This is a genomic window from Streptomyces sp. NPDC047049 (genome assembly GCF_040643995.1).
In the GTDB taxonomy this organism is placed as follows: domain Bacteria; phylum Actinomycetota; class Actinomycetes; order Streptomycetales; family Streptomycetaceae; genus Streptomyces; species Streptomyces mooreae.
This window is the reverse complement of the sequence record NZ_JBEYVM010000002.1, coordinates 517,252-543,179: the sequence shown is the minus strand read 5'-3', so window position 1 is coordinate 543,179 and position 25,928 is coordinate 517,252. Positions and strand designations below refer to the sequence as shown.

24 protein-coding genes are annotated in these 25,928 nt (G+C 72.0%); 9 read left to right on the top strand and 15 right to left on the bottom strand.

The annotated features are described in order from the left end of the window. The first annotated feature begins 21 nt into the window (after window positions 1–21). The 3 genes from ABZ851_RS06430 to ABZ851_RS06420 are packed head-to-tail and all read left to right on the top strand — an operon-like array spanning window position 22 to window position 3,130. Window positions 22–600 (top strand): ATP/GTP-binding protein, encoded by a 579-nt coding sequence (locus ABZ851_RS06430; protein WP_361123763.1) that lies wholly within the window; start codon window positions 22–24, stop codon window positions 598–600. Further along, window positions 597–1,979, top strand: coding sequence for a cytochrome P450 (locus ABZ851_RS06425; protein WP_361122914.1), 1,383 nt, complete (start codon window positions 597–599; stop codon window positions 1,977–1,979). Before ABZ851_RS06430 ends, ABZ851_RS06425 begins: the two co-directional genes overlap by 4 nt. Further along, window positions 1,895–3,130, top strand: coding sequence for a cytochrome P450 (locus ABZ851_RS06420; protein WP_361122911.1), 1,236 nt, complete (start codon window positions 1,895–1,897; stop codon window positions 3,128–3,130). The genes ABZ851_RS06425 and ABZ851_RS06420 overlap by 85 nt, the downstream gene beginning before the upstream one ends. 132 nt (window positions 3,131–3,262) lie before the next feature. On the opposite strand, the gene ABZ851_RS06415 is transcribed toward ABZ851_RS06420, so the two are convergent. The 3 genes from ABZ851_RS06415 to leuA all read right to left on the bottom strand — a co-directional run bounded on the left by ABZ851_RS06415 (window position 3,263) and on the right by leuA (window position 7,296). Further along, entirely contained in the window at window positions 3,263–3,961 is a 699-nt protein-coding gene (locus ABZ851_RS06415) for a TerB family tellurite resistance protein (RefSeq protein ID WP_361123759.1), read from the bottom strand. A 329-nt stretch (window positions 3,962–4,290) separates the two neighbouring features. Continuing rightward, window positions 4,291–5,325: an SGNH/GDSL hydrolase family protein gene (locus ABZ851_RS06410; protein ID WP_361122908.1), complete on the bottom strand. Its 1,035-nt coding sequence runs from the start codon at window positions 5,323–5,325 to the stop codon at window positions 4,291–4,293. Between the two features lie 192 nt (window positions 5,326–5,517). Continuing rightward, window positions 5,518–7,296 carry a 2-isopropylmalate synthase gene (gene leuA / locus ABZ851_RS06405; protein WP_361122905.1) on the bottom strand — a complete coding sequence of 593 codons (1,779 nt, stop codon included), beginning with the start codon at window positions 7,294–7,296 and terminating at the stop codon, window positions 5,518–5,520. A gap of 325 nt (window positions 7,297–7,621) precedes the next feature. Between leuA and ABZ851_RS06400 the strand changes: the two genes are divergently transcribed. The 4 genes from ABZ851_RS06400 to ABZ851_RS06385 all read left to right on the top strand — a co-directional run bounded on the left by ABZ851_RS06400 (window position 7,622) and on the right by ABZ851_RS06385 (window position 11,924). Further along, window positions 7,622–8,710 (top strand): M4 family metallopeptidase, encoded by a 1,089-nt coding sequence (locus tag ABZ851_RS06400; RefSeq protein ID WP_361122902.1) that lies wholly within the window; start codon window positions 7,622–7,624, stop codon window positions 8,708–8,710. Between the two features lie 129 nt (window positions 8,711–8,839). Next, on the top strand, window positions 8,840–9,106 hold the full coding sequence (locus ABZ851_RS06395; RefSeq protein WP_361122899.1) for a protealysin inhibitor emfourin: 267 nt from the start codon (window positions 8,840–8,842) through the stop codon (window positions 9,104–9,106). Window positions 9,107–9,210: 104 nt separating this feature from the next. Beyond that, window positions 9,211–10,620 (top strand): family 1 glycosylhydrolase, encoded by a 1,410-nt coding sequence (locus ABZ851_RS06390; protein ID WP_361122896.1) that lies wholly within the window; start codon window positions 9,211–9,213, stop codon window positions 10,618–10,620. Then, window positions 10,617–11,924 carry an MFS transporter gene (locus ABZ851_RS06385; RefSeq protein WP_361122893.1) on the top strand — a complete coding sequence of 436 codons (1,308 nt, stop codon included), beginning with the start codon at window positions 10,617–10,619 and terminating at the stop codon, window positions 11,922–11,924. The genes ABZ851_RS06390 and ABZ851_RS06385 overlap by 4 nt, the downstream gene beginning before the upstream one ends. 70 nt (window positions 11,925–11,994) lie before the next feature. Here the strand turns inward: ABZ851_RS06385 and ABZ851_RS06380 are convergent, their stop codons facing one another. The 6 genes from ABZ851_RS06380 to ABZ851_RS06355 form a co-directional block, all read right to left on the bottom strand. Continuing rightward, entirely contained in the window at window positions 11,995–12,984 is a 990-nt protein-coding gene (locus tag ABZ851_RS06380) for a GTPase Era (RefSeq protein ID WP_361122890.1), read from the bottom strand. A gap of 195 nt (window positions 12,985–13,179) precedes the next feature. Then, window positions 13,180–13,545, bottom strand: a complete 366-nt coding sequence (locus ABZ851_RS06375) for a cytidine deaminase (RefSeq protein ID WP_336049021.1) — start codon at window positions 13,543–13,545, stop codon at window positions 13,180–13,182. Window positions 13,546–13,875: 330 nt separating this feature from the next. Continuing rightward, window positions 13,876–15,219: a hemolysin family protein gene (locus tag ABZ851_RS06370; protein ID WP_361122887.1), complete on the bottom strand. Its 1,344-nt coding sequence runs from the start codon at window positions 15,217–15,219 to the stop codon at window positions 13,876–13,878. A 12-nt stretch (window positions 15,220–15,231) separates the two neighbouring features. Further along, window positions 15,232–15,729: an rRNA maturation RNase YbeY gene (gene ybeY / locus ABZ851_RS06365; protein WP_088797596.1), complete on the bottom strand. Its 498-nt coding sequence runs from the start codon at window positions 15,727–15,729 to the stop codon at window positions 15,232–15,234. 67 nt (window positions 15,730–15,796) lie between these two features. Beyond that, a complete protein-coding gene (locus ABZ851_RS06360) occupies window positions 15,797–16,801 on the bottom strand; it encodes a PhoH family protein (RefSeq protein ID WP_311625103.1) in 1,005 nt (334 codons plus the stop codon). Window positions 16,802–17,010: 209 nt separating this feature from the next. Next, window positions 17,011–18,156 carry a PfkB family carbohydrate kinase gene (locus ABZ851_RS06355; protein WP_361122882.1) on the bottom strand — a complete coding sequence of 382 codons (1,146 nt, stop codon included), beginning with the start codon at window positions 18,154–18,156 and terminating at the stop codon, window positions 17,011–17,013. Window positions 18,157–18,222: 66 nt separating this feature from the next. Between ABZ851_RS06355 and ABZ851_RS06350 the strand changes: the two genes are divergently transcribed. Beyond that, window positions 18,223–19,563, top strand: a complete 1,341-nt coding sequence (locus ABZ851_RS06350; RefSeq protein ID WP_361122879.1) for a 6-phospho-beta-glucosidase — start codon at window positions 18,223–18,225, stop codon at window positions 19,561–19,563. A gap of 137 nt (window positions 19,564–19,700) precedes the next feature. Here ABZ851_RS06350 and ABZ851_RS06345 read toward each other — a convergent pair whose 3' ends face one another. Both ABZ851_RS06345 and ABZ851_RS06340 read right to left on the bottom strand, forming a co-directional pair. After that, window positions 19,701–20,330 (bottom strand): MBL fold metallo-hydrolase, encoded by a 630-nt coding sequence (locus ABZ851_RS06345; RefSeq protein ID WP_361122876.1) that lies wholly within the window; start codon window positions 20,328–20,330, stop codon window positions 19,701–19,703. Next, window positions 20,330–21,415, bottom strand: a complete 1,086-nt coding sequence (locus tag ABZ851_RS06340) for an S-(hydroxymethyl)mycothiol dehydrogenase (protein ID WP_361122873.1) — start codon at window positions 21,413–21,415, stop codon at window positions 20,330–20,332. Before ABZ851_RS06340 ends, ABZ851_RS06345 begins: the two co-directional genes overlap by 1 nt. A gap of 307 nt (window positions 21,416–21,722) precedes the next feature. Here ABZ851_RS06340 and ABZ851_RS06335 point away from each other — a divergent pair, with 307 nt between their 5' ends. Next, window positions 21,723–22,547, top strand: a complete 825-nt coding sequence (locus tag ABZ851_RS06335) for an HAD family acid phosphatase (protein WP_336049027.1) — start codon at window positions 21,723–21,725, stop codon at window positions 22,545–22,547. Window positions 22,548–22,630: 83 nt separating this feature from the next. Here the strand turns inward: ABZ851_RS06335 and ABZ851_RS06330 are convergent, their stop codons facing one another. The 4 genes from ABZ851_RS06330 to ABZ851_RS06315 all read right to left on the bottom strand — a co-directional run bounded on the left by ABZ851_RS06330 (window position 22,631) and on the right by ABZ851_RS06315 (window position 25,904). Further along, complete coding sequence (locus ABZ851_RS06330; protein ID WP_361122870.1) at window positions 22,631–23,536, bottom strand: ribonuclease Z; 906 nt, start codon at window positions 23,534–23,536, stop codon at window positions 22,631–22,633. A 6-nt stretch (window positions 23,537–23,542) separates the two neighbouring features. Continuing rightward, window positions 23,543–23,902, bottom strand: a complete 360-nt coding sequence (locus ABZ851_RS06325) for a histidine triad nucleotide-binding protein (RefSeq protein ID WP_361122867.1) — start codon at window positions 23,900–23,902, stop codon at window positions 23,543–23,545. Between the two features lie 173 nt (window positions 23,903–24,075). Further along, entirely contained in the window at window positions 24,076–24,819 is a 744-nt protein-coding gene (locus ABZ851_RS06320; RefSeq protein ID WP_093492653.1) for a 16S rRNA (uracil(1498)-N(3))-methyltransferase, read from the bottom strand. Further along, entirely contained in the window at window positions 24,816–25,904 is a 1,089-nt protein-coding gene (locus ABZ851_RS06315) for a nitronate monooxygenase (RefSeq protein WP_361122863.1), read from the bottom strand. The genes ABZ851_RS06320 and ABZ851_RS06315 overlap by 4 nt, the downstream gene beginning before the upstream one ends. Between the last annotated feature and the right edge of the window lie 24 nt (window positions 25,905–25,928).

Here is a 25,928-nt window from a genome sequence, read left to right as displayed (position 1 = left end):
GCCGACGCGAGCAACGGCAGCATGTACCTCTCCGGCGAGCACCAGACCCTGGTCAAACTCCTGGTGGCGGGACCGTTCGGCGTCGGCAAGACCACGCTCATCCGCGCGCTGTCCGAAACCCCGCCGCTGCACACCGAAGAGGTCATGACCCAGACGGGCGCGGGCGTCGACAACCTCGCCGGCGTCCGGGAGAAGACCACCACCACCGTCGCCATCGACTTCGGGCGGCTGACGCTGCCAGGGGACCTGGTGCTGTATCTGTTCGGCACCCCTGGGCAGAAACGGTTCCGCCCCCTGTGGGAGGACATCGCCCGGGGCGCGCTGGGCGCCCTCGTCCTCGCCGACACCCGCCGCCTGGCGGACTCCTTCGAGGTGATGGACATCGTCGAGGAAGCCGGGCTGCGCTACGCGGTGGCGGTCAACACCTTCCCCGACGCGCCCCAGTACGACGCCGAAAAGCTCCGCGAAGCGCTCGATCTGCACCCCGAGACGCCGCTGGTGCTGTGCGACGCCCGCGACCGGGAGCAGTCCGTCGACGCGCTGATCTCGCTGGTCGGGCACGTCCTGGCCCACACCCCCGAGGAGAACCCGAACCCGTGACTTCCCCGCACCAGCCGGGAGCCGCACCGCCACCGGGCTGCCCGGCGCACGCCGCCGCCCCGTACCAGCAGGCGCCGGGCCGGCCCGACGCCCACACCCCGGTGAAGCTCTACGGACCGGACTTCGCCGCCGATCCGCGCCGCATCTATGCCCAGTTGCGCCAGTTCGGTGCGCTGGCGCCGGTCGAGATCGCGCCGGAGGTGACCGCGATGCTGGTCACCGACTACCGGGCCGCCCTCGACCTGCTGCACGACGACGCCACCTGGTCCAAGGACTCCCGTGAGTGGATGACCACGGTCCCGGCGGACTCGCCGGTCATGCCGATGCTGATGTGGCGCCCCAACATCTTCTACGCCGACGGGCCGGCGCACGTCCGCTACCGGGACGTGGTCGTCGACAGCTTCAAGCTCGTCGAGCCGCACGAGCTGCGCGCCCGCGTCCACCACGCCGCGGACTCCCTGATCCGGCGCTTCGGCGCGCACGGCGAGGTCGACCTGATCGCCGACTACGCGCGGCTGATCCCGCTGCTGATGTTCAACAACCTCTTCGGGATGCCGGATTCGTACAGCGACCGGCTGATCACGGCCATCGGGGGCATGCTGGACGGCAACTCCCCCGAGGAGGCCGCGGCCGCCAACGAGGCCTACACCAGCTACATCATGGAGCTGGTCGGCATGAAGAAGGCCGAGCGCGGGCCGGACCTGACCTCCTGGTTCATGGACCACCCCAACGCGCTCAACGACGAGGAACTGATCCACAACGTCATCCTCACGATGGGCGCGGGCAACGAACCGCTCGCCAACCTCATCGGCAACGCGCTGTCGCGGATGCTCTCCGACGACCGCTACTACCACACCCTCTCCGGTGGCGCGCTGACCGCGCACGACGCCATCAACGAGGTGCTGTGGAACGACCCGCCGCTGACCAACTACTCCGCGCACTTCCCGGTCCGTGACGTCTTCTTCCACGGCACCTGGGTGCGCAAGGGGCAGCTGGTGATGGTGTCGTACGCGGCCGCCAACAGCCAGTTCGACACCACCGCGCAGACGGGCCCCGGCGGGGGCGGCGGCTCGCACCTGTCCTGGGCGGCGGGCCCGCACGCCTGCCCCGTGAAGCGGCATGCGCTGCTGATCGCCACCACTGCGATCGAGCGGCTGACCGCCTGGCTGTCGGACATCGAACTCGCCGTGGACGCGAGCGAGTTGCAGTGGCGCAACGGCGCGTTCCACCGGGCGCTGGCCGCGCTCCCGGCCCGCTTCACCCCGATCACCCCCGACCAGGCAGGAGCCACTCCATGGCACAACAGGGACAGCAGCCCTACGTCATCGACCCGGTCGGAAGCGACATCCATGGAGAGGCCGCCCGTCTCCGCGCGCTAGGCCCGCTGGCGCGCACCGAGCTGCCCGGCGGCGTCGAGGCCTGGTCGGTCACCGGCCACACCCTGCTCAAGCAGCTGCTGACCGACGACCGGGTCTCCAAGAACCCGCGGGAGCACTGGCCCCTGTGGCAGCGCGACGACATCCGCGGCAGCTGGCTGCAGTCGTGGATCGGCGTCACGAACATGTTCACCGCGTACGGCGCCGACCACCGACGGCTGCGCAAGCTGATCGCCCCGGCGTTCACCGCCCGCCGCACCGACGCCATGCTCCCGCGCGTGGAGGCCATCACCGGGGCCCTCCTGGACGACCTGGCCGCGCACCCCGCGGGCGAGCCCGTGGACCTGCGCGCCCGTTTCCACCATCCGCTGCCGATGCAGGTGATCTGTGAGCTGTTCGGCTTCCCGGAGGGCGAGCAGCGCGCCGAACTCGCCCGCCTCGTCGCGGCCATCATGGACACCACGGCCACCCCGGAGCAGGCCGCCGCCACCGGCGCGGCCGTCCATGCGCTGCTGTCGGACCTGGTCGCCGCCAAGCGCGAGCACCCGGCCGACGACCTGACGAGCCTGCTGGTCTCCGCGCGGGACGACGAGGGCGAGCGGATGACCGAGCAGGAACTGCTCGACACCCTCCTGCTCGTCATCGGCGCCGGTCACGAGACCACCGTCGACCTCCTCGGCAACGCCGTGCACGCCCTGCTCACCCACCCCGAACAGCTCACGGCGGTGCTGTCGGGCGAGGTGCCCTGGAACGACGTGATCGAGGAGACGCTGCGCTGGGCACCCAGCATCGCCGCGCTCCCGCTGCGCTTCGCCGTGGCGGACATCGAGATCCCGGACGGTCCCACCATCCGCAAGGGCGAGGCGATCCTCCCGGCGTACGCGGCGGCCGGCCGTGACCCCGCGTTCCACGGCGAGAGCGCCGACGGCTTCGACGTCCGGCGCACCCGTCAGGAGCACCTGGCGTTCGGCCACGGCGTCCACCACTGCCTGGGTGCCCCGCTGGCCCGTATGGAGGCGCGGATCGCGCTGCCGGCCCTCTTCGCCCGTTTCCCGGGGATGCAACTGGCCGTGCCGCCGGAGGAGTTGGCGCCGACGGACGGCTTCATCTCGGGCGGTCTGCGCAGCCTGCCGGTGCGTCTGACGCCGGCCTGAACCGCCCGGCCGCTGCCGGTGTCCGGCCCCGTCGCCCTGCTGTGGTGGCGGGGTCGTCCGGGTTCCCGTGCGGCCGTCGCGCCGCGGGCCGGTCACGTGGGTGCCGGCGCCTCCGGCCGGCCGCCCCGCCCCTCAGGACGGGGTGCGCGCCGCCGCCAGCAGCCGGCTGGTGTCGGCGGGGCGGAGCGTCAGGGCGCTGCCGACGGTGCTCAGCACCTCGCGCTCGGCGGGCGTGTAGGAGCCGTCCGCGAGAGCGATACGGGCGCCCTGGAGGAGGATCGCCTCCCGGCCGGCGGGGGCGAGGTGCGGGGCGAGCGGTTCCAGCGCCTCGTGGAGCTCGATGGCCAGTGCGGTGCCGCACGGGTCCAGGCCCTGGGGCGCGCAGTGGCCGCCGGTCACCGCGTCGTAGGTGCCGGTGAGCCGGCCGGTGTCGGCGGCGAGGGCGGCGAGCAGGGTCAGCAGTTCGTCCTCGGAGCAGTCCGCGAAGCCGGCCGCGCGGACGGTGTCGACGGCGGTGTCGCGGACGGCGCGGGAGGACGTGCCCCCGGCGGCCAGCAGCGCGAGGGTGACGGTGTGGACGGCGTCCCTGAGCATCGCGGAGAAGCGGACGGTGGTGGGGTGGTCGAGGGCGTCCGGGCCGAAGTGGCCGTGGCAGGCCGAGCACTCCAGGACCGGGCCGGTGGCGCCGCGGGGCATGAGCGGGACGCCGAGGACGGTGAGACGGCGGCGACCGGTCCGGCGGAGGTAGTTGCGGTCCCCGCCGCAGTCCGGACAGAAGAACTCGCCATCGGCGACGGTGCGCCAGGACGTGCGCACACCCATCACACACATCTTGTGCCTCACGTCAGCCCTCCGTAACTCCCCCGTAGCCCTCCGGGTACGGGTGGGGTTCCCAGGGAGTACCCCATGGCGCCCTCGCCGTATGGGACGTGATGTTAGCCACATACATGATGTGGCGTCAGCACCTCGTACCGGACAACTGGCCGGATGACGAAGGCCTCTGCCCCCTTGCACGGGAGGGGCAGAGGCCTGGGGGCGCGGTGAACTGCGTGGCTGTCAGGAGGCGGGCGGCGGGCGGGGCGGCCGCGGGCCCCGGTGGCGCCGCGGGCCGGGCTTGGCCAAAACGGTGCGGGCAGGGCGGGAGCGCACCGGGCTTCCCGTCACCCCATCGAGGTCATCAGGGCGCGGGTCACCTGGTGCGCCTGGTTGTCCAGGCCGCGGGCGTTGGGGTGGACGAAGGTGCAGGCCTCGCCGGAGCCGGGGATGTCCTTGCACAGCTCCGACGGTGTGTCGGTCTGGTCGCCGTCACCGGTGAGGTTGTCCCGGACGCCGTACATCCACTTCGCGTCCCCGCTGTGGCACACCCCGTGGTTCAGGCTGGGCCCGTAGGTGTCGACGTAGAGCGCGGCGTGCTCCTCGGCGTGCCGGTGGAGCAGCCCGTTCAGGCGCTTTTCGAGGCCGTCCAGCCAGGGCATGTCGCCCTTCTTGACGCTGCCGAGCTGGTTCCAGTGCAGGAACGAACAGCCGGCGCCGTCCGGGACGATGGCGGGGTAGCCGACGACGGCGATCCTCGCCTGCGGTGCGCGACGGTGGATCACCGTCATCATGCGGTCGAAGTCGGCGTCGAGCTGCGCGAACCGCTCCTCCAGCCAGCCCGCCCCCTCGCCCGCGCCGGTGTAGCGGTCGGTGCAGGGCTTGGTCTGCAGGGGCTTGGTGATGCCCAGTTCGAGGCAGGTGCTCACGATGGACCCGAAGCCGAGGGAGTTGCCGCCGATGCCGACGGTGACGTAGTCGGTATCGGGGGACAGCGCCTCCACCTGCGGGGGCAGATCGGACCAGCCGCCCGGGGGCGGGACCGACGGCGGTCCGTAGATCTTGGCGGCCGGCTGGGGCCCCAGGACCCCGTCGACCACCTCGGCGGCCCCGCAGGTCGCATCCGTCAGGTGGAACCCCAGCTGACGGGCGACCTGGTGCGGATAGTTGCGCGCGGAGCGGCCGCAGCCGTCGTCCTCCTCCCAGGGGCGGACCCATACGCCGGCGCTGTAGGAGTCGCCGAGCGCCACGTACTCCGGACGGTCGGCCACCCGGGCCGGTGCGCCCGAGGCCGCCGGGGCGAGGGCCGAGGCCACCACGGCCAGCGAGGCGGCCGCCGCCAGGAGGAGCCGGGAGAGTGCGGGCATGCCGTGTCTGCTCATCTGCACGTCCTTGGTGTCCGGCGTCGCGGCCTGTCCGACGAGCGCCCGGTCACCAAAAGTACTGACGCACTCACCAAGAGTGACATGGAGGGGATTCAAACCCCACCTTCAGGTGGCGTCGCACCACGGCGCCCCCGCCGCTCGGGGAGAGCGACGGGGGCGCGTGCGGGACGGTGCGGCTGCCGGGCCGGGTCAGCGGCCCGCGCGGTTCACGGCGGAGACGACGGCCTTCAGCGAGGCACGCGTGGTGTTCGCGTCGATGCCGATGCCCCACAGCACCTTGTCGCCGATCGCGCACTCGATGTACGAGGCGGCCAGCGAGGAGGCGCCCTCGCTCATGGTGTGCTCCTGGTAGTCGAGCAGCCGCGCGTCGATGTCGACGCCCTGCAGCGCGTGGAAGAACGCGGAGATCGGGCCGTTGCCGGTGCCGACCAGCACGGTTTCCGCGCCGTCCACCTCGGCTTCGACGGTGAGGGTGTCGATGCCGTCCTTGTCGGTGGTGGTCTGGCCGTTCTTGACCTGGATGCGGCCCCACGGGTTGTGCGGGTTGGGCAGGTACTCGTCCTGGAAGGCCGACCAGATGGCGGTGGGGGTGATCTCGCCGCCCTCGGTGTCGGTCTTCTCCTGGATGATCCGGGAGAACTCGATCTGCATCCGGCGCGGCAGGTCCAGGTGGTGGTCGTTCTTCAGGACGTAGGCGATACCGCCCTTGCCGGACTGCGAGTTGACGCGGATGACCGCCTCGTAGGAGCGGCCGACGTCCTTGGGGTCGATGGGCAGGTACGGGACCGCCCACGCGATGTCGTCCACGGTCTTGCCGGCGGCGGTGGCCTCGGCCTCCATGGCGTCGAAGCCCTTCTTGATGGCGTCCTGGTGGGAGCCGGAGAAGGCGGTGTAGACCAGATCGCCCGCGTAGGGGTGGCGCGGGTGGATCTCCATCTGGTTGCAGTACTCGCTGGTGCGACGGATCTCGTCGATCTGCGAGAAGTCGATCTGCGGGTCGACGCCCTGCGAGAACAGGTTCATGCCCAGCGTCACCAGGTCGACGTTGCCGGTGCGCTCACCCTGGCCGAACAGGCAGCCCTCGATGCGGTCGGCGCCCGCCATGACCGCCAGCTCGGCGGCGGCGACGGCGGTGCCGCGGTCGTTGTGCGGGTGCACGGACAGGCAGACGTGCTCGCGCCGGGACAGGTGGCGCGACATCCACTCGAAGCGGTCGGCGTGGGTGGAGGGCGTCGAACGCTCCACGGTGGCGGGCAGGTTCAGGATGATCTCGCGGCCCTCCTCGGGCTGCCAGACGTCCATCACCGCCTCGCAGACCTCCAGCGCGAAGTCCAGCTCGGTGTCGGTGAAGATCTCCGGGCTGTACTGGTAGCCGAAGATCGTCTCGTCGCCCAGGATCTTGTCGGCGTACTCCATCACCAGCCGGGTGCCGTCCACCGCGATCTGCTTGACCTGCTCCTTCGAGCCGCGGAAGACGACCCGGCGGAAGGTGGGCGCGGTGGCGTTGTACAGGTGCACGGTGGCCCGGTGGGCGCCGCGCAGCGACTCCACGGTGCGCTCGATCAGCTCCTCGCGGGCCTGCGTCAGGACGGAGATCGTCACGTCCTCGGGGATCGCGCCCTCTTCGATGATGGAGCGGACGAAGGCGAAGTCGGTCTCACCGGAGGACGGGAAGCCGACCTCGATCTCCTTGTAGCCCATGCGTACCAGCAGATCGAACATCTCGCGCTTGCGGGCCGGCGACATCGGGTCGATCAGCGCCTGGTTGCCGTCGCGCAGGTCGGTCGAGAGCCAGCGGGGCGCGGCGGTGATGCGGTTGTCGGGCCAGGTGCGGTCGGGGATGTCGACGGCTTCGTAGCGGCCGTACTTGTGGACCGGCATGCCCGAGGGCCGCTGCAGCTGCGTCGCGTTGGTGACCGGGGTGCGCCGGCCGACGGGATGGCCTGCGGGGCTCGACGGATTCGTCATGGTGCGTGGGGCTCCTCGTGTGTCCGCTGGGGTCCCCCTGCTCCTGGGGAGTCAGGGAGGGCCGACGGGGCGAAAAGATCGCAACACCGAACTCCGCGGGGAGGGGGTCGGCCTACGACTACAGGCCCTCACCGCGGCAGCTAAGGAGAAGCAGCCCGAAACGCATGATGCACAGCACCTTAGCCGAGGTCGGCCCTGGAGGGCGGTCGCGTATCAGTATGCGGGACCGGGCGGACTTTGTTCCCTAAATGCGACCAACCACACTTTTTCGGGAATCTTGGACGCGGGGAGTGACAGCCGCATCACACAGTGCCACCGTTTGTTCATGGACCTCAACGATGCGCAGTCAGATCAGGCCACCGGCCACACCCCGGTCTTCTGCACGATCATCCCGCCGCACATCCTCGACAACCTGGCGCAGTCCGACGACCCGGAGCGGCACGAGCCCGCCCGCCGGACCCTGGAGCACGACCACGCACGGCGCATCGAGCGCCGCGAGCTCGCCGCCCGCGGCGGGCTGACCCCGGGCGAGCCCGGCGCCTCCCCCGACAAGCCGAACCGCACCGTCTACGACGCCCGGCACCAGGAGAACCTGCCCGGTCACAAGGTGCACTCGGAGAAGGACGGCCCCGTCAAGGACGCCTCCGTCAACCGCGCCCACGCCGGCCTCGGCGCCACCTTCGAGCTCTACCTCAAGATCTACGGCCGGAAGTCCATCGACGGCGCCGGCCTGCCGCTCAACGCCACCGTCCACTATGGCCGGAAGTACGACAACGCCTTCTGGGACGGCGAGCGGATGGTCTTCGGCGACGGCGACAACGACCTGTTCAAGGACTTCACCATCCCCGTCGACGTCATCGGCCACGAGCTCACCCACGGCGTCACCCAGTACACCGCCAACCTCACCTATGAGGGCCAGCCCGGTGCCCTCAACGAGTCCGTCTCCGACGTCTTCGGCGTGCTGATCAAGCAGTACGCCCTCGGCCAGACCGCCGACCAGGCCGACTGGCTGATCGGCGCCGACCTCCTCGGCCCGAACGTCACCGGCAAGGCGCTGCGCTCGATGAAGGCTCCGGGCACCGCGTACGACGACGACGTCCTGGGCAAGGACCCGCAGCCCGCCACGATGAAGGGCTACGTCCGCACCAACGACGACAACGGCGGCGTCCACATCAACTCCGGTATCCCCAACCACGCCTTCTACCTGGCCGCCACCGCCCTCGGCGGCAAGGCCTGGGAGCGGGCGGGGCAGGTCTGGTACGACGTCCTGACCGGCGGCAAGCTCTCCACCGACGCGCAGTTCGCCGACTTCGCCGCCCTCACCGTCAAGGCCGCCCAGGCCCGCTTCGGGGCGGGCGATGAGCACGAGGCCGTGGTCAAGGCCTGGACGCAGGTCGGCGTGACCCCGAAGTAACGGCGCCACGAGGTCCGCGGGGCGGGCGCCGCCGGCAGGCGCGCCCGCCCCGCGCACGGTTAGCGTGGCCGTACGGGGTAGACGTCCGTCGGAGGACGTCGGAGGAGTCGTGACGTCGGAGGAGTCGTTATGCGCATTCACGTTCATCGCACCGGCGGTTTTGCGGGCGTCGACCGCCGCGCCGAGGTCGACACCTCGGGCCGCCCGGACGCCGAGGACTGGCAGACCCTGGCCAAGGACGCCGTCGCCACCGGCCGCACCGAGCCCCCCGTCGGCGTGCCGGACGGCTTCAGCTACCAGATCACGGTCGACGGCCGGACGGTCTACTGCTCCGACCCCCGGCTCACGGACGAACAGCGCAAGCTGATCACCAAGGTGATGAAGGAAGGGGCTTAGGGCCTGGGCGCTACCACCCGCCGGGGGTGGCTGGCGCGGCGCCCCGACTTCCCGTCGCCGCCCACCCCTTGACACCGTTACCGCCGGTTACAAAGATCCGGCGCATGACGACCGAACCGGTGCCCGCCCCGCTGCCCCGCTTCCCACGTGACTTCTTATGGGGGGTGTCCACGTCCGCCCCGCAGATCGAGGGGGCGGTGGAGGAAGACGGGCGGGGGCGCTCCGTCTGGGATGTCTTCGCGGCGGGGGGCGGGCGGATCAAGGACGGGTCGGACGCCCGGGTGGCGACCGGCCACTACCACCGGTACCGGGAGGACGTGGGACTGCTCCGGGAGCTCGGGGTCGGGGCGTACCGGTTCTCGGTGGCCTGGCCGCGGGTGGTGCCGGACGGGGACGGGGCGGTCAACGGCGCGGGGCTGGACTTCTACGACCGGCTGGTGGACGCGTTGCTGGCGGCGGGCGTCGCACCGGTGCCGACGCTCTTCCACTGGGACACCCCGCAGGCGCTGGAGGAGCGCGGCGGCTGGCTCCGGCGGGAGACCGCCGAGCGCTTCGCGGCGTATGCGGACGTGGTGGCGGGGCGGCTCGGGGACCGGGTGGAGCGGTGGATCACGCTCAACGAGCCCGCCGAGGTGACCTTGCTGGGCTACGGGCTGGGACAGCATGCGCCGGGGCGGCAGCTGCTGTTCGACGCGCTGCCGGCCGCGCACCATCAACTGCTGGGACACGGGCTGGCCGTGCAGGCCCTGCGGGCCCGCGGGGCGACGGACATCGGGATCGCCAACTCCCACGGGCCGACCTGGACGGCGAGCGCGTCGGAGGCGGACACCGCGGCGGCCGGCCTCTACGACCTGCTGCTCAACCGGCTGTTCGCGGAGCCGGTGCTGCTGGGCCGGTATCCGGACGAGGAGCTGGCGGCGCTGCTGCCGGGGCCGGTCGCGGAGGATCTGAAGGTCATCGCGGAGCCGGTGGACTGGTACGGGATCAACTACTACCAGCCGACGCTGGTGGGCGCCCCGGGGACGGAGAAAGCCGCGGGGACGGATGAGGCTACGGGGGCGGAAGAGGCCGCGGGGACCGACTTCGGCGGGATCCGGCTGCCGCCCGAACTTCCCTTCGCGCCACGGGAGATCGAGGGCTACCCCCGCACCGATTTCGGCTGGCCGGTGGTGCCGGAGGCGCTGACCGAGCTGCTGGTGTCGTTCCGGGAGCGGTACGGGGACCGGCTGCCGCCCGTCGTGATCACCGAGAACGGGTGCTCGTACGAGGGGATCGAGGACCGGGAGCGGATCGCGTTCCTGGACGGGCATCTGCGGGCGCTGCACGCGGCGATGGCGGCCGGGGTGGACGTGCGGGGCTACTTCGTGTGGTCGCTGATGGACAACTTCGAGTGGGCGGAGGGGTACGCCCGGCGGTTCGGGCTGGTGCACGTGGACTACGCGACGCTGGAGCGGACGCCCAAGGCCTCGTACCGCTGGCTGCAAGGCGTGCTGCGGGAGCAGGCACGGGGATGAGCGGCCCGGCTCCCGGGGCGCTTGCGGAGCCGTCGCAGCCGGCCGGGCGGGCGTGGACCGCCGCGCTGTCGCTGGCCAACGGGGCGATCTGGGTCGGGTGGTACGGGCCGCTGCAGATCCTGCTGGCGCTGCAGGCCGCCGAGCTCGCGCCGCCGGGGACGCCGAAGGAGTCGGTGCTGGCGTGGGTGACGGGGGCGGGGGCCGTCGTCTCGATGGTGGCCAACCCGCTCTTCGGGGCGCTGTCGGACCGTACGGCCTCGCGGTTCGGGCGGCGTACGCCGTGGATCGCCGCGGGGGTCGCCGGCGGGGCCGGCGCGCTCGCCCTGCTGGCCGGGGCGCGCTCGGTGGCGGTGATGGTGCTGGGGTGGTGTCTGGTGCAGCTCACCCTCAATGCGGCCTTCGCGGCGATCACCGCGGCGGTGCCCGACCGGGTGCCGCGGCGGCAGCGCGGGGCGGTGGGCGGCTGGCTGGGTGCCGCGCAGATCCTGGGCGTGGTGGCCGGGACGGGCCTGGCGACGGTGGCGGGGGGCGTGGCAGCGGGAGGCGTGGCCGCCGGAGGTGCGGCGGAGGGAGGCGTGGCCACGGGGGGAGTGTCCGCGGGCTATCTGGCCTGCGCAGGTTTCGTGGTGCTGGGCACCCTGCCGTATGTGCTGTGGCACCGGGACCCGGTGCTGCCCGCCGGGCGGCGCCCGGCGCTGAGCCTGCGGGCCCTGGCCGCCGGGTTCTGGATCAGTCCGCGCCGCCATCCCGATCTGGGGTGGGCCTGGCTGACCCGGTTCCTGATCAACCTGGGCAACGCACTGGCCCTGCTGTACCTGCTGTACTACCTGCGCGATGTGCTGCACCGGCCGGACCCGGGCGGCGGGGTGCTGGTACTGACCGCGGTCAACGGCGTGACCCTGCTGGGCACGGTCGTGGTCGGGGGCTTCTGGTCGGACCGGGCGGGGCGGCGGCAGCCGTTCGTGCTGTGGTCCGGGGTGATCATGACGGTGGCGACCGGGCTGCTGGCCGGCTGGCAGACCTGGCCGGGCGCGCTGTGCGCCGCGGCGCTGCTCGGGGTGGGGTTCGGCGTCTTCACCGCCGTCGACTTCGCGCTGATGACGCAGGTGCTGCCGGCCGCCGCGCACCGCGGCAAGGACATGGGCGTCATCAATATCGCCAACGCGCTGCCGCAGGTCGCCGCCCCCGCGCTGGCCGCGCCGATCGTCCATCACCTCGGCGGCTACCGGATGCTGTACGCCGTCGCGGCGGCGGTCGGGCTGGTGGGGGCGCTGCTGGTGCGCCGGATCCGGGGCGTGGCCTGAGCGGCTGCGCGGCATCCGGGGCGTGGCCTCCGAGGGCCGCGGCGCCCCGCGGCCGGGAGCCGGGCCGGGCTCAGAAGCCCAGTTTGCGCAGCTGCTTCGGGTCGCGCTGCCAGTCCTTGGCGACCTTGACGTGCAGATCCAGGAAGACCGGCGTGCCGAGCAGCGCCTCGATGTGCTTGCGGGACTTCATGCCGACCTCCTTCAGGCGCTTGCCCTTGGGGCCGATGATGATCCCCTTCTGGCTGGGGCGCTCGATGTAGACATTCGCATGGATGTCGAGGAGGGGCTTCTCGGCGGGGCGGTCCTGGCGCGGCAGCATCTCCTCGACGACCACCGCGATGGAGTGCGGCAGTTCGTCGCGGACGCCCTCCAGCGCGGCCTCGCGGATCAGCTCGGCGACCATGACCTGCTCGGGCTCGTCGGTGAGATCGCCCTCGGGGTAGAGCGGCGGGCTCTCCGGGAGCATCGGCACGAGCAGGTCGGCGAGGAGCGCCACCTGGCCGGCCCCTCGCCCGCCACCGCCGTTGTCCGAGGGGCTGCGCCCCGCCTCTTCCAATGCGACCGCCGAGACCGGGATGATCTCGGCCCATTCGATGCCCAGTTCCTTGCCGAGCTGGTCGATGGCGATCAGCTGGGCGGCCAGCGCCTTGGAGTCGACGAGGTCGGTCTTGGTGACGATGGCGACCTTGGGGGTCTTCTTGATGCCCGCCAGCTCCGCCGCGATATAGCGGTCGCCGGGGCCGATCTTCTGGTCGGCGGGCAGGCAGAAGCCGATCACGTCCACCTCGGACCAGGTGGTCCGCACGACGTCGTTCAGCCGCTCGCCGAGCAGCGTGCGCGGCTTGTGCAGACCGGGGGTGTCGACGAGGACCAGCTGCGCCTCGGGGCGGTGCACGATGCCGCGCACCGTGTGGCGGGTGGTCTGCGGGCGGTTGGAGGTGATGGCCACCTTCGTGCCGACGAGAGCGTTCGTGAGGGTGGACTTGCCCGCGTTGGGGCGGCCGACGAAGCAGGCGAAGCCGGCGCGGTGCGCGGCGGAGGACTCTGTACGAACGCTCATGGCGCCCATTCTCCCCGATGCCGGGCGCGGCTCCGACCAAACGGCCGCGGCGGCCGGCCCGGGGTGGCCGGGAGGGGCGGCCGGGACGGAGCGGCCCGCCGCGGCCGAGGGGCCGCAACCGGCGGGCCACCCCCGCACGCCGTCCGCACTCCGTCCGTACGGCACCCGTGCCCGTCCGCCCGTACCGCCCCGCGCTCAGGCCGGTGCGTCGCCCGCCGGGACGGTGCTGCGCAGGGTGCCGTCGGGGCCGGCGACCAGGACGGGCGTCGCGGGCCCGCCGAGGTCCCGTACGGCCGCACGGTCCGCGTCGGCGGCGCGCTCGGCGTCGGTGACCACGGCCGCGGCCTCCAAGGACGTGGCCCCGCTGGCGACGGCCATCGCCACGGCCGTCTGCAGCGCGCTGAGCTGCAGCGACTCCAGGGCGACGGTGCCGGCGACATAGGTGCGGCCGGTCTCGTCGCGGACGGCGGCGCCCTCCGGCACGCCGTTACGGGCCCGCGCCGAGCGGGCAAGCGTGATGATCTTGCGGTCTTCCGGGTCCAGCGGTGCGGCTTCGCTCATACGGGCGAGCATATGCGGGGCCGCGGACGGCGGTGGGAAAGGGGGCGGCCGGTCCGGCGCCGCGGCGGAAGGGAGAGGTGGCTGCCCCGGTCCCCCGCTCCGGGGCAGCCTGCGCGGGAAGATCTCTGTGACGATTTCTCTCACGCGTGACGGCCGCGCTTCCAGCGACCGCCCGAAGATCTTTCCATGCGGCACACGAAAGAATCCAGCCCCACCGGAAATGACTTGCAGAACATTTCCGGTGCACTGGAGATAAGTAGCCTTGTGGAGTTCTGTGGCGAGAATTATTCCCGCCGCCACAAAGAATTACGCGGTGAATTCCGCATCCGTTCAGCCGGCGGAACGGCCGCCCGCCCAGGGCTCCTCGGACGCGTCCGCCCCCTCGCTGCGCACCGGCTCACAGACCACCGTAATGATCTTGTTGCGGCGGCCGGCCGGGGACTCCGCGGTCAGCCGGAGCGCCTTCAGGCCCGGGTCGGACACGTCCTCGGAGAGGTCGACCTCGGCGGTGGCGCCGGCGATGGGCACCCGGCCCAGGAGCTTGGCGAGCAGCCCGCCGACCGTTTCGACATCCTCGTCGTCCAGCTCGGCCAGCCCGTACAGCTCGCCGAGGTCGCCGATGTCCAGCCGGGCGGTGACGCGATAGCGGCCTTCGCCGAGATCTTCGACGGGCGGCAGTTCCCGGTCGTATTCGTCGGTGATCTCGCCGACGATCTCTTCCAGGATGTCCTCGATGGTGACAATTCCGGCGGTGCCGCCGTATTCGTCGATGACCACCGCGACATGATTGCGGTCCTGCTGCATTTCGCGCAGCAGATCACCGGCATTCTTGGTGTCGGGGACGAAGACGGCGGGGCGCATGGCCGTGGAGACCAGCTCGTTCTCGGCGTCGCGGCTGATGTGGACCTTGCGGGCGAGGTCCTTGAGGTAGACCACGCCGACGACATCGTCCTCGTTCTCGCCGGTCACCGGGATGCGCGAGAAGCCGGAGCGCAGGGCCAGGGTGAGCGCCTGGCGGATGGTCTTGAAGCGCTCGACGGCGACCAGGTCCGTGCGCGGCACCATCACCTCGCGGACGAGGGTGTCGCCGAGCTGGAAGACGGAGTGCACCATCCGGCGCTCCTCGTCCTCGATCAGCGACTCCTTCTCCGCGAGGTCGACCAGCGAGCGCAGCTCGGCCTCGGAGGCGAACGGACCCTTGCGGAAGCCCTTGCCCGGGGTGAGGGCGTTGCCGAGGAGGATCAGCAGCTGCGGGACGGGGCCCATGACGCGGGCCAGCGGCAGCAGCACATAGGCGGCGGCGGTCGCGGTGTTCAGCGGATGCTGGCGGCCGATGGTCCGGGGCGAGACGCCGACGGCGACATAGGAGACCAGCACCATCACGGCGATGGCGACGGTCAGCGCCTGCCACGTCTTGTCGAAGGAGCGCAGACAGGCGTAGGTGACCAGGACACCGGCGGCCATCTCGCAGCCGACCCGCACCAGCAGGGCGACATTGAGGTAGCGGGTGGGGTCGGCGGCGACCGCGGCGAGCTTGGCGCTGCCGCGGCGGCCGGAGCGGACGGCTTCCTCGGCCCGGAAACTCGTCGTACGGGCCAGACCGGCTTCCGCGCAGGCGGCGAGCCAGGCGATCACGACGAGCAGGACCGCGACCGCGATCAGCTGGGTGGTCATCACGGCGTCCCGTCAGGTCACGGTGGGGGCCGGCGAGGGGCCGGTCAGGCCCTGCTCGGTCCGCCAGCCGTCGATGATCGCCGCCTGCAGGCCGAACATCTCGGCCTTCTCGTCCGGCTCTTCGTGGTCGTAGCCGAGGAGGTGGAGCACGCCGTGGACGGTGAGCAGCTGGAGCTCTTCGTCCATGCTGTGCCCCGTCGGGGCCTCCTCGCCCTGCTTCTTGGCGACCTCGGGGCACAGCACGATGTCACCGAGGAGACCCTGCGGGGGCTCCTCGTCGTCCTTCGCCGGCGGACGCAGCTCGTCCATCGGGAAGGACATGACATCGGTCGGTCCCGGCAGGTCCATCCACTGGAGATGGAGCTGTTCCATGGCCTCGGCGTCCACGACGATCACGGACAGCTCGGAGAGCGGGTGGATACGCATCCGGGCGACGGCGTAGCGGGCGACATCCAGGATGGCCTGCTCGTCGACGGCCGTGCCGGACTCGTTGTTGACGTCGATGGACATGGGGGGGGTCGCTTCTCGCTTCTGTGTGCCGGGCACGGGCCGGCCGGTGCTCCCGGCCGGCCCGCACTCACTTGCCGTTGCGGCTGTCGTACTTCTCGTAGGCGTCGACGATACGGCCGACCAGCTTGTGGCGGACCACATCCTGGCTGGTGAGCAGGGAGAAATGCACATCGTCGACGCCGTCCAGGATGTCCCGGACCTGGCGCAGACCGCTCTTGGTGCCGCCGGGGAGGTCGACCTGGGTGACATCGCCGGTGATGACGATCTTCGAGTCGAAACCGAGGCGGGTGAGGAACATCTTCATCTGCTCGGGGTTCGTGTTCTGCGCCTCGTCGAGGATGATGAACGCGTCATTGAGCGTCCGGCCGCGCATGTATGCCAGCGGAGCGACCTCGATCGTGCCCGCGGCCATCAGGCGCGGGATGGAGTCGGGGTCGAGCATGTCGTGCAGCGCGTCGTAGAGCGGGCGCAGATACGGGTCGATCTTCTCGTAGAGGGTGCCGGGCAGGAAACCGAGCCGTTCGCCGGCCTCGACCGCGGGGCGGGTCAGGATGATGCGGTTGACCTGCTTGGCCTGCAGCGCCTGCACGGCCTTCGCCATCGCGAGGTAGGTCTTGCCGGTGCCGGCCGGGCCGATGCCGAAGACCACCGTGTGCTCGTCGATGGCGTCGACGTAGCGCTTCTGGTTGAGGGTCTTGGGCCGGATCGTGCGGCCGCGGTTGGACAGGATGTTCTGGGTGAGCACCTCGGCGGGTGTCTCACTCACCGCTCCCTCGCCGTCCTCCGCCGCGCGCAGCATGGCGATGGAGCGTTCCACTGCGTCCTCCGTCATCGGTTGTCCGGTGCGGAGCACCAGCATCATCTCGTCGAAGAGGCGCTGGACCAGGGCGACCTCGGCGGCGTCGCCGACCGCGCTGACTTCGTTGCCCCGGACATGGATGTCGGTCGCCGGGAAGGCTTTTTCGATCACGCGCAGAAGGGAGTCTCCGGATCCCAGGACCGTGACCATCGGGTGTTTGGCCGGGACGGTGAACTGGGCGCGCGCCTGCGGTTGCGTGGGTGTCTGCGTCATGGGGCGGCTCGGTGGCCTGCTCAACCCCCATCCTTTGCTCGTAAGAGGTGCCTGCCTGCAATGACCTGCACTCGACTCCTTGGGATACAAGAGTACGACGGGGCACTGACAAGCCCGAGGTCTTTTCCTGCCGGGGCCGGGACGCCGCCGGGGGCGGCCGGTGCGCGTCCGTGGGGGCCGGTGCGCGTCCGGTCCGGCCCGGGGGCCGCTCAGGCCGGGCGGCGGAAGCCGATCGTGGGGACGGCGCGGGCCAGCGGGGCGGGCCGGTAGGCCGCGGGCAGCACCTCGTCGAGGAAGGCGTACTGGCGGCGCAGCGCGCCCGGCGCACCCGCCTCGTAGGCGCGCACCTGCTGCCACCAGCCGGCGATCTCGGCCCACCCCGGTGCGGACAGCGAGCCGCCGAATTCCTGGACGGACAGCGCGGCGCTCAGCCCCGCGAAGGCGAGCCGGTCGGCGAGCGGCCAGTCGGCGAGGGTGCCGGTGACGAATCCGGCGACGAAGACATCGCCGGCGCCCGTGGGATCCAGCTCCTCCACGGCGATGGCGGGCACCTCGGCGCTCTCCCCGGTCCGCCCGTCCACCGCGTAGGCGCCCTCGGCACCCAGCGTGACCACCGCCAGCGGCACCCGGTCGGCGAGCTTGTGGGCGGCGTCGCGCGGGCAGGTGGTGCGGGTGTAGCGCATCGCCTCCTCGGCGTTGGGCAGGAACGCCTCGCAGTGTTCGAGGTCGGCGAGGTCGGCCGGGTCCCAGCGGCCGGTGTCGTCCCAGCCCACGTCCGCGAAGATGCGGCTGCCGCGGCCGGCCGCGCAGCCCAGCCAGCCCTCCCGGCGGCCCGGTACCAGCGAGGCGACGCAGGCGCGGGACGGCGGCGGGCAGCCCGGGGCGTGCTTGCCGTCGAAGGCGAAGTCGGGCGGCGGTGCCTCGTGGCCGTGCGAGACCATCGTGCGCTCGCCCTCGTACGCCATGGAGACGGTCACCGGGGAGTGCCAGCCGGGGACGGTGCGGGACAGCGCCAGGTCGATGCCCTCGCCCTGTTCGAGCGCTTCCCAGCAGTACTCGCCGTAGTGGTCGTCGCCGAACGCGGCGGCCAGGGAGGTGCGCAGGCCGAGCCGGGCCAGCGCGGTGGCCATGTTGGCGACGCCGCCGGGGCTGGAGCCCATGCCGCGGGCCCACGATTCGGTGCCGCGGACGGGGGCGCTGTCCAGGCCGGTGAAGATGATGTCCAGGAAGACGGTGCCGGTGAGATAGACGTCGGTGTACGGATCGCCGTCGGCGCGCACCGCGGCGAGCGGATCGAGGGCCGGTGGCACTGCGGCCGGTCCCGCGGGCAAAAGGTCATCGCGTCGGCTGCTCACCGTGCTCGCTCCTCTCGTATCGGCACGTGCCGCCAGTGTGCCTGATGCTGCGGTACGTTCCGCCCCATGAGGCTGACGATTCTGGGCGGGGGCGGCTTCCGGGTGCCGCTGGTCTACCGCGCGCTGCTGGACGACCCGGCGCACGCCGTCTCCGAGGTGGTGCTGCACGACACCGATCCGCGCCGGGTGGCGGTGATCGCCGAGGTGCTGACGCGGCTGGCCCGGGGGCATCCGGCGCCGGTGCCCGTACGGGTCGAGCACCGGCTGGACGACGCGCTGGCCGGGGCCGGCTTCGTCTTCTCGGCGATCCGGGTGGGCGGCACCGCGGGCCGGATCCGCGACGAGCGGATCCCGCTGTCCGAGGGGGTGCTCGGCCAGGAGACGGTCGGCGCGGGCGGTGTCCTCTACGGCCTGCGGACGGTCCCGGTGGCCCTGCACATCGCCGAGCGGATCGCGGCCCTCGCCCCGAAGGCGTGGGTCATCAACTTCACCAACCCGGCGGGCACGGTCACCGAGGCGATGTCCCAGGTGCTGGGCGACCGGGTCATCGGGATCTGCGATTCGCCGGTGGGGCTGGTGCGCCGGGCGGCACGGGCGGCCGGCGTGGAGCCGGCGGCCTTCGACGACACCGGCCGGGTCGACTACGACTACGTGGGGCTCAACCACCTCGGCTGGCTGCGGTCGTTGACGCTGGACGGTACCGAGCTGCTGCCGGGGCTGCTCGCCGACGACGCCGCCCTGGGCTCCTTCGAGGAGGGCCGGCTCTTCGGCGCCGACTGGCTGCGGACCCTGGGCGCGCTGCCCAACGAGTACCTGCACTACTACTACTTCCGCCGCGAAACCCTCGACTCCGTACGGGAGACCACCGAGACCCGCGGTGAATTCCTCGACCAGCAGCAGGGCGGCTTCTTCGAGCGGGCGGCGTCGGCCGGCGGCCCGGAGGGGGCGTACGAGCTGTGGGAGCGCACCCGGCTGGAGCGCGAGGAGACGTATATGGCGCACAGCAGGGAGGCCAGTGGCGGCTGGCAGCGCGACAGCCACGACCTGGAGGGCGGTGGTTACGACCGGGTGGCGCTGGCGTTGATGCACGCCATCGTGGGCGGCAGCGGGACCCGGCTGATCCTCAACGTCCGCAACGGGACGACGGTGCCGCAGCTGGCGCCGGACGCGATCGTGGAGACGGTGTGCGAGGTGACGTCGCAGGGCGCCAGGCCGCTGCCCTGCGCGCCGCTGCCCGAGGACCAGTTGGGGCTGATGCTGCAGGTCAAGGCGGTGGAGCGGGCGACGGTTGAGGCGGCGGTCTACAAGGACAGGGACGCCGCGCTGCGGGCGCTGGCGCTGCATCCGCTGGTGGACTCCCCCGCGGTGGCCGCCCGCATCCTGGAACGGGCGGCCAGGGAGGTGTGAGGGGGCGGAGGCCGGGAGCGGAACACCCTCTGTCCTCCGCCGGAATACCCTCCGCTTCCCCCACGTTGTGGCCCGCAAGGGGCCTCCGCAACCCTTACGGGATACGGCCGCCCCTCCCCTTAATGGCCCCGCGCCCCTCAGTGCCCCCGCTTGATCCACTCGTCCAGATGCGGGGCCTCCGCCCCGATCGTCGTCGGGTCGCCGTGTCCGGTGCGGACCTGGGTCGCGGGCGGCAGGGTCAGCAGCCGGTCCCGGATCGAGGCCACGATCGTCGGGGAGTCCGAGAAGGACCGGCCGGTGGCGCCGGGGCCGCCCTGGAAGAGGGTGTCGCCGGTGAAGACGGTGCCCAGGTCGGGGGCGTAGAGGCAGACCGCGCCGGGCGCGTGGCCCGGGGTGTGCAGCACGGTCAGATCCGTTCCGGCGATGGTCAGCACCTGGCCGTCCGCCAGCTCCGCGTCCGGCGCCGTGTCCGCGTGGGTCATCTTCCACAACGGCAGGTCGGCGGGGTGCAGATGGATCCGGGCGCCGGTGCGGGAGGCCAGCGCCGGGGCCGCGTCGATGTGGTCGTCGTGCCCATGGGTGCAGACGATCGCGCGCAGCGTCCGGCCACCGAGGGCTTCGAGGATGGCGTCGGCGTCATGGGAGGCGTCGATCACGATCGCCTCGTCGTCGTCGCCGACGATCCATACGTTGTTGTCGACGTCCCAGGTGCCGCCGTCGAGGGAGAAGGTTCCGGAGGTGACCAGGTGGTCGATGCGGGCCGCCATCAGAGCGTCACCACCGAACGCAGGACATCGCCCGACTCCATCCGCGCGAAGGCCTGCTCCACGTCCTCGATGCCGATGGTCTCGGTCACGAACGCCCCCAGGTCGATCCGGCCCTGCAGATGCAGATCGACCAGCATCGGGAAGTCGCGGGAGGGCAGACAGTCGCCGTACCAGGAGGACTTGAGCGCACCGCCGCGCCCGAAGACGTCCAGGAGGGGCAGTTCCAGGGTCATCTCCGGGGTGGGGACGCCGACCAGGACGACGGTCCCGGCCAGATCGCGGGCGTAGAACGCCTGCCGGTAGGTCTCGGGGCGGCCGACCGCGTCGATGACGACATCCGCGCCGAAGCCGCCGGTCAGTTCGCGGATCGCCTCGACGGGGTCGGTGGTACGGGAGTTGACCGTGTGGGTGGCACCCATGGAGCGCGCGGTCTCCAGCTTCCGGTCGTCGATGTCCACAGCGACGATCGTGACCGCACCGGCCAGCCGCGCGCCCACCACGGCCGCGTCGCCGACGCCGCCGCAGCCGATGACCGCGACCGAGTCGCCCCGCCCGACGCCTCCGGTGTTGATCGCGGCGCCGATGCCTGCCATCACCCCGCAGCCCAGCAGTCCGGCCGTCTCGGGCGCCACCCGGGGGTCGACCTTCGTGCACTGTCCGGCGGCGACCAGCGTCTTGTCGGCGAAGGCGCCGATGCCCAGCGCCGGGGACAGCTCCGTGCCGTCCTTCAGCGTCATCTTCTGCCGGGCGTTGTGGGTGTCGAAGCAGTACTGGGGGCGGCCCCGCAGGCAGGCGCGGCACTGGCCGCACACCGCCCGCCAGTTCAGGACGACGAAGTCCCCCGGGGCCACATCGGTGACCCCGGCGCCGACCGACTCCACGACGCCGGCGGCCTCGTGTCCGAGCAGGAACGGGAAGTCGTCGTTGATGCCGCCCTGCTTGTAGTGCAGATCGGTGTGGCACACCCCGCACGTCTGGATCTTCACCACGGCCTCGCCGGGGCCCGGATCCGGCACCAGGACGGTCTCCAGCCGGACCGGTTCGTTCTTCCCCGGCGCGATCACGCCGCGCACTTCCTGTGCCATCGGAACAGCCCCTTTCAAAGATCACGTACGGGACCACTGTGGCGCACCGCCACCGATCCGTGCCTCACCGTACGCGTGCCGGGCCACCCCGCACAGGACCACGGCCGGGTCCGTGATCTCCGGCCCGGGGCCGCCGGCCGCGCGCCCTCTCGGGTGCCCTCCGCCGCCAGGCCGGCGTCCGGACCGCGGCGATCTCCACGGCCAGTGCCCATGAGCCTTTACCAAGCGTTGAATCTTCGCGCGTAGATACCGACTTGATGCTCTGTTAGACCTACGAAGTCCACTGATGCCTCCCAAGGAGCCGCGCATGCCCCGCCCCGCCCGTTTCCGCCCCGCCCTCACCCGAAGGGCCCGGCTCGGCGCCGCGACGGTCGCCGCTCTCGTCACCGGCACCGCGGTCTTCGGCATAGGCCAGGCCACCGCCGAACACTCCGTGCCGCGCACCGACAAGGAGATCCCCAACCTCACGCAGGTGCAGGACAAGATCAAGGCGTACTACGGCGACACGGTGACGGCGGACGGCGAGCACTACGCCTCCCCGCACAGCAACTACGCCCGCCAGGTCCGCGGCATCGAGGCCAAGGCCCGCACTTACCTGTCCAAGGCCCTTGCGCAGCAGGGCCGGACGGGCAAGCAGGGCAAGCAGCCCAAGCCGGCCATCGTCCTCGACATGGACGACACGACCCTGCTCACCTACAACTACGAGCTCCAGGTCGGCTTCCACTACACCGAGGAGAGCCAGGACAAGTACCTGGCCCACCACGACATGGACCCCGTCTTCGGCATGAACCGGCTGGTCAACTGGGCGCACGCCAAGGGCGCCGAGGTGTTCTTCCTGACCGGCCGCAAGGAGGCTCAGCGCGACTGGAGCGTGCGCAACCTCAAGAACGTCGGCTACGACGTGCCCCTGGACGCCGGGCACGTCTACCTGAAGAACAAGGAGCACCCGCCGGCCTACCTGCCCTGCGGCGCCACCTGCACGACGGTCGAGTACAAGTCGGGCACCCGCAAGCACATCGAATCCCTCGGCTACCGCGTCGTCGCCAACTTCGGTGACCAGTACAGCGATCTGAACGGCGGCGCCGGGGACCGGACGTTCAAGCTGCCGAACCCGATGTACTTCCTGCCGTAAGCAGGGGTCGCACGCCCGGCGGGGCGCGGCGCACGCTCCCCGCGGCACGGCGCACGCCCGGCGGACGGACCTCCGCCGGGCGTTCAGCGCCGCTTGGGCACCGGCACCCGCATCAGGTCCCTGGCGATGGTCAGCTCGCCCGTGAAGCCCGCCTCGCGGGCCTGCCGCTCGAACTCGGCGGGGTCGTCGTAGCGCTGCGAGAAGTGCGTCAGCACGAGGTGCCGCACCCCCGCCGACGCCGCGACCCGCGCCGCCTGCCCGGCGGTCAGGTGTCCGTGGTCGGTGGCCAGCTGGACGTCCTCGTCCAGGAACGTCGACTCGATCACCAGCATGTCCGCCCCCTCGGCGAGCGCATGGACGCCGTCGCACAGCCGGGTGTCCATGACGAACGCGAAGCGCTGGCCGGGACGCCGCTCGCTCACCTCGTCGAGGGTGACGCCGTTCAGCTCGCCGAGCCGCCGCAGGCGCCCGACGTCCGGTCCGGCGATGCCGTGCGCCGCCAGCCGCTCCGGCAGCATCCGGCGCGCGTCCGGTTCGATGAGCCGGTAGCCGTACGACTCGACCGGGTGCGAGAGCTTGCGCGCCTCCAGGACGTACGCCGCCGAGCGCTCCAGCTCCCCGTCCACGGCCACCGGCCGCTGGACCAGCCGGACCGTCTCCCGGTACGCGGTGGCATAGCGCAGCCGCTCGAAGAAGTGCTCGCCGCTGGCCGGGTAGTGGGCGGTGACCGGGTGCGGCACCCGGTCGAGGTTGATCCGCTGGATCACCCCGGCCAGGCCGAGCGAGTGGTCGCCGTGGAAGTGCGTGACACAGATCCGGTGGAGGTCGTGGGCGGCGACCCCGGCGCGCAGCATCTGCCGCTGCGTTCCCTCGCCGGGGTCGAAGAGCAGCCCCTGGCCGTCCCACCGCAGCACGTAGCCGTTGTGGTTGCGGTGCCGCGTGGGCACCTGGCTCGCGGTGCCCAGGACCACCAATTCACGTACGGACACGGTGCGTTATCCGGGGGGCCACTGCAGGCCGCGGCCACCGAGCACGTGCAGGTGGGCGTGGAAGACGGTCTGGCCCGCTCCGGCGCCGGTGTTGAAGACGACCCGGTAGCCCCGGTCCTCGACCTTGTCCTCGGCGGCGACCTCGCGGGACTCGCGCAGTATGTCGGCGATGATCTGCGGTTCGGCGGCGGCCAGGCTCGCCGCGTCCGGGTAGTGCGCCTTGGGGATCACCAGGACGTGGGTGGGCGCCTGGGGGTTGATGTCGCGGAACGCGACGGTGGTGTCGGTCTCCCGGACGATCGTCGCCGGAACCTCCTTCGCCACGATCTTGCAGAACAGGCAGTCGGCCTGCGGTTCTCCCGCCACCGGTGGCTCCTTCCGGGTCATCCGTCCTGCGCACGGTGCGCACGGCCTCGGATGCTACCGGGCAGGCCGTACCCGGGCGCCCACCCCACCCCACGCCGCGCGGTCCCCGCGCCGGCCCGGCCGCACACCGCACGGGAGCGCCCGTCACCCCGAAGGCCGGGGAACGCGTCTCCCTAGCTCCAGCGCCCGGTGCGCCCCAGCAGCAGCGCCGTGGCCGCGGTGCCCGCCGTGGAGGTGCGCAGCACGGTCGTGCCCAGGCGGTAGGGCCTGGCGCCCGCCTCGGCGAAGAGGGTCAGCTCCTCCGGGGAGACCCCGCCTTCCGGCCCGACGACGAGCACGATCCGGCCCTCGGCGGGGAGTTCTGCGGTGGCGAGCGGGGAGCTGCCCTCCTCGTGGAGGACGGCGGCGAAGTCGGCGTCGGCGAGCAGGGTGGCCACCTGCTTGGTGGTCAGCGGGTCCGCGACCTCGGGGAAGGTCAGCCGGCGCGACTGCTTGCCCGCCTCACGGGCCGTGGCACGCCATTTGCCCAGTGACTTGGCGGCCCGCTCACCCTTCCACTGGGTGACGCAACGCGCCGCCGCCCAGGGCACGATGGCGTCCACACCGGTCTCGGTCATCGTCTCGACGGCCAGCTCGCCGCGGTCGCCCTTGGGGAGCGCCTGGACGACGGTGATGGTGGGGTCCGGCGACGCCTCGGTGCGCAGTTCGGCGACCGCGACGGTGAGCCGGTCCTTGCCCTCGACGGCGGCGACCGTGCCGTGCGCGCCGGTGCCGTGGCCGTCCGTCAGGACGACCTCCTCGCCGGCCCGCAGCCGGCGCACCGACACCGCGTGCCGGCCCTCGGGGCCGTCCAGGGTCAGCGTGCCGCCGGCCCGTACGTCCGCGAGCGAATCGACGAGGAACACCGGAGCGGTCATGCGGCGCCGCCGGCGCGTGGGCGGCTCAACGCGGCGCGCGCCGCGTCCAGTTCGACCGCCAGTACGTCCACGAGCCGCCCGGCGGGCAGCTCCCGCGCCAGCCGGTGCCCCTGGCCGGCCCACAGGCTCATGCCCTGCGCGTCGCCCGCCTTGGCCGCGGCCTTGCGCACCGTGGAAGTGAGGTAGTGGACGGCGGGGTAGGCGGCCGGGGCATACGGGCCGTGCTCGCGCAGGAAGCGGTTGACCAGTCCGCGGGCGGGCCGCCCGGAGAACGCCCGGGTCAGCTCGGTATGCGTGAACAGCGGGTTGGTCAGCGCCTGCTTGTGCAGCGGGTTGGCGCCCGATTCGGGGGTGGCGAGGAAAGCGGTGCCCAGCTGCGCCATGCTCGCCCCGGCGGCCAGCACCGACGCGATCTGCGCCCCGCGCATCAGCCCGCCCGCGGCGATCACCGGGATCTGCACGGCCTCACGGACCTGGCCGAGCAGCGCCAGCAGCCCCAGCCCCGAGCCGGTCCCGTCCGCATGCGGATCGTCCCGGTGGGTGCCCTGGTGGCCGCCGGCCTCCACGCCCTGCACGCACACCGCGTCGGCGCCCGACCACTGGGCGGCCTGCGCCTCGGCGGCGGTGGTGACCGTGACGACCGTGTACGTGCCGACCGCGGCGAAGGAGTCGAGGACGGCGCGCGAGGGGCAGCCGAAGGTGAAGGACACCACCGGCACCGGATCGTCCCGCAGGGTCGCGAGCTTGGCCTCGTAGCCGTCGTCGATGGGGCCGTCGGTGTCACCGAGCTCGGTCTCGTACCAGGCGGCCTCGCCCGCGAGTTGTTCGCGGTAGACCTCGACGACGGAGCCGTCGGCCAGCGAGGGCTGCGGCATGAAGAGGTTGACGCCGAAGGGCCGGTCGGTCAGCGACCGCAGCTGTTTGATCTCCTGGTACATGCCGTCGGCGGTTTTGTAGCCGGCGGCGAGGAAGCCGAGGCCGCCGGCGCCGCAGACGGCGGCGGCCAGCTCCGGTCCGGAGCCGCCTCCCGCCATCGGGGCCTGCACGATCGGATGGCGGCAGAGATCGGTCAGTGCGGTGGGCATGAGCACATCGTGTCACGCCCACCG

Bases quoted from the DNA above. Each gene is read 5' to 3' on its own strand.
- ABZ851_RS06315 (WP_361122863.1), bottom strand. From the start codon at position 25,904: ATGCCCACCGCACTGACCGATCTCTGCCGCCATCCGATCGTGCAGGCC.
- ABZ851_RS06335 (WP_336049027.1), top strand. From the start codon at position 21,723: ATGCCCCGCCCCGCCCGTTTCCGCCCCGCCCTCACCCGAAGGGCCCGG.
- ABZ851_RS06430 (WP_361123763.1), top strand. From the start codon at position 22: ATGTACCTCTCCGGCGAGCACCAGACCCTGGTCAAACTCCTGGTGGCG.
- ABZ851_RS06320 (WP_093492653.1), bottom strand. From the start codon at position 24,819: ATGACCGCTCCGGTGTTCCTCGTCGATTCGCTCGCGGACGTACGGGCC.
- ABZ851_RS06395 (WP_361122899.1), top strand. From the start codon at position 8,840: ATGCGCATTCACGTTCATCGCACCGGCGGTTTTGCGGGCGTCGACCGC.
- ABZ851_RS06340 (WP_361122873.1), bottom strand. From the start codon at position 21,415: ATGGCACAGGAAGTGCGCGGCGTGATCGCGCCGGGGAAGAACGAACCG.
- ABZ851_RS06385 (WP_361122893.1), top strand. From the start codon at position 10,617: ATGAGCGGCCCGGCTCCCGGGGCGCTTGCGGAGCCGTCGCAGCCGGCC.
- ABZ851_RS06415 (WP_361123759.1), bottom strand. From the start codon at position 3,961: ATGTGTGTGATGGGTGTGCGCACGTCCTGGCGCACCGTCGCCGATGGC.
- ABZ851_RS06375 (WP_336049021.1), bottom strand. From the start codon at position 13,545: ATGAGCGAAGCCGCACCGCTGGACCCGGAAGACCGCAAGATCATCACG.
- ABZ851_RS06380 (WP_361122890.1), bottom strand. From the start codon at position 12,984: ATGAGCGTTCGTACAGAGTCCTCCGCCGCGCACCGCGCCGGCTTCGCC.
- ABZ851_RS06410 (WP_361122908.1), bottom strand. From the start codon at position 5,325: ATGAGCAGACACGGCATGCCCGCACTCTCCCGGCTCCTCCTGGCGGCG.
- ABZ851_RS06390 (WP_361122896.1), top strand. From the start codon at position 9,211: ATGACGACCGAACCGGTGCCCGCCCCGCTGCCCCGCTTCCCACGTGAC.
- ABZ851_RS06370 (WP_361122887.1), bottom strand. From the start codon at position 15,219: ATGACCACCCAGCTGATCGCGGTCGCGGTCCTGCTCGTCGTGATCGCC.
- ABZ851_RS06360 (WP_311625103.1), bottom strand. From the start codon at position 16,801: ATGACGCAGACACCCACGCAACCGCAGGCGCGCGCCCAGTTCACCGTC.
- leuA (WP_361122905.1), bottom strand. From the start codon at position 7,296: ATGACGAATCCGTCGAGCCCCGCAGGCCATCCCGTCGGCCGGCGCACC.
- ABZ851_RS06345 (WP_361122876.1), bottom strand. From the start codon at position 20,330: ATGGCGGCCCGCATCGACCACCTGGTCACCTCCGGAACCTTCTCCCTC.
- ABZ851_RS06350 (WP_361122879.1), top strand. From the start codon at position 18,223: ATGAGGCTGACGATTCTGGGCGGGGGCGGCTTCCGGGTGCCGCTGGTC.
- ABZ851_RS06400 (WP_361122902.1), top strand. From the start codon at position 7,622: ATGGACCTCAACGATGCGCAGTCAGATCAGGCCACCGGCCACACCCCG.
- ybeY (WP_088797596.1), bottom strand. From the start codon at position 15,729: ATGTCCATCGACGTCAACAACGAGTCCGGCACGGCCGTCGACGAGCAG.
- ABZ851_RS06420 (WP_361122911.1), top strand. From the start codon at position 1,895: ATGGCACAACAGGGACAGCAGCCCTACGTCATCGACCCGGTCGGAAGC.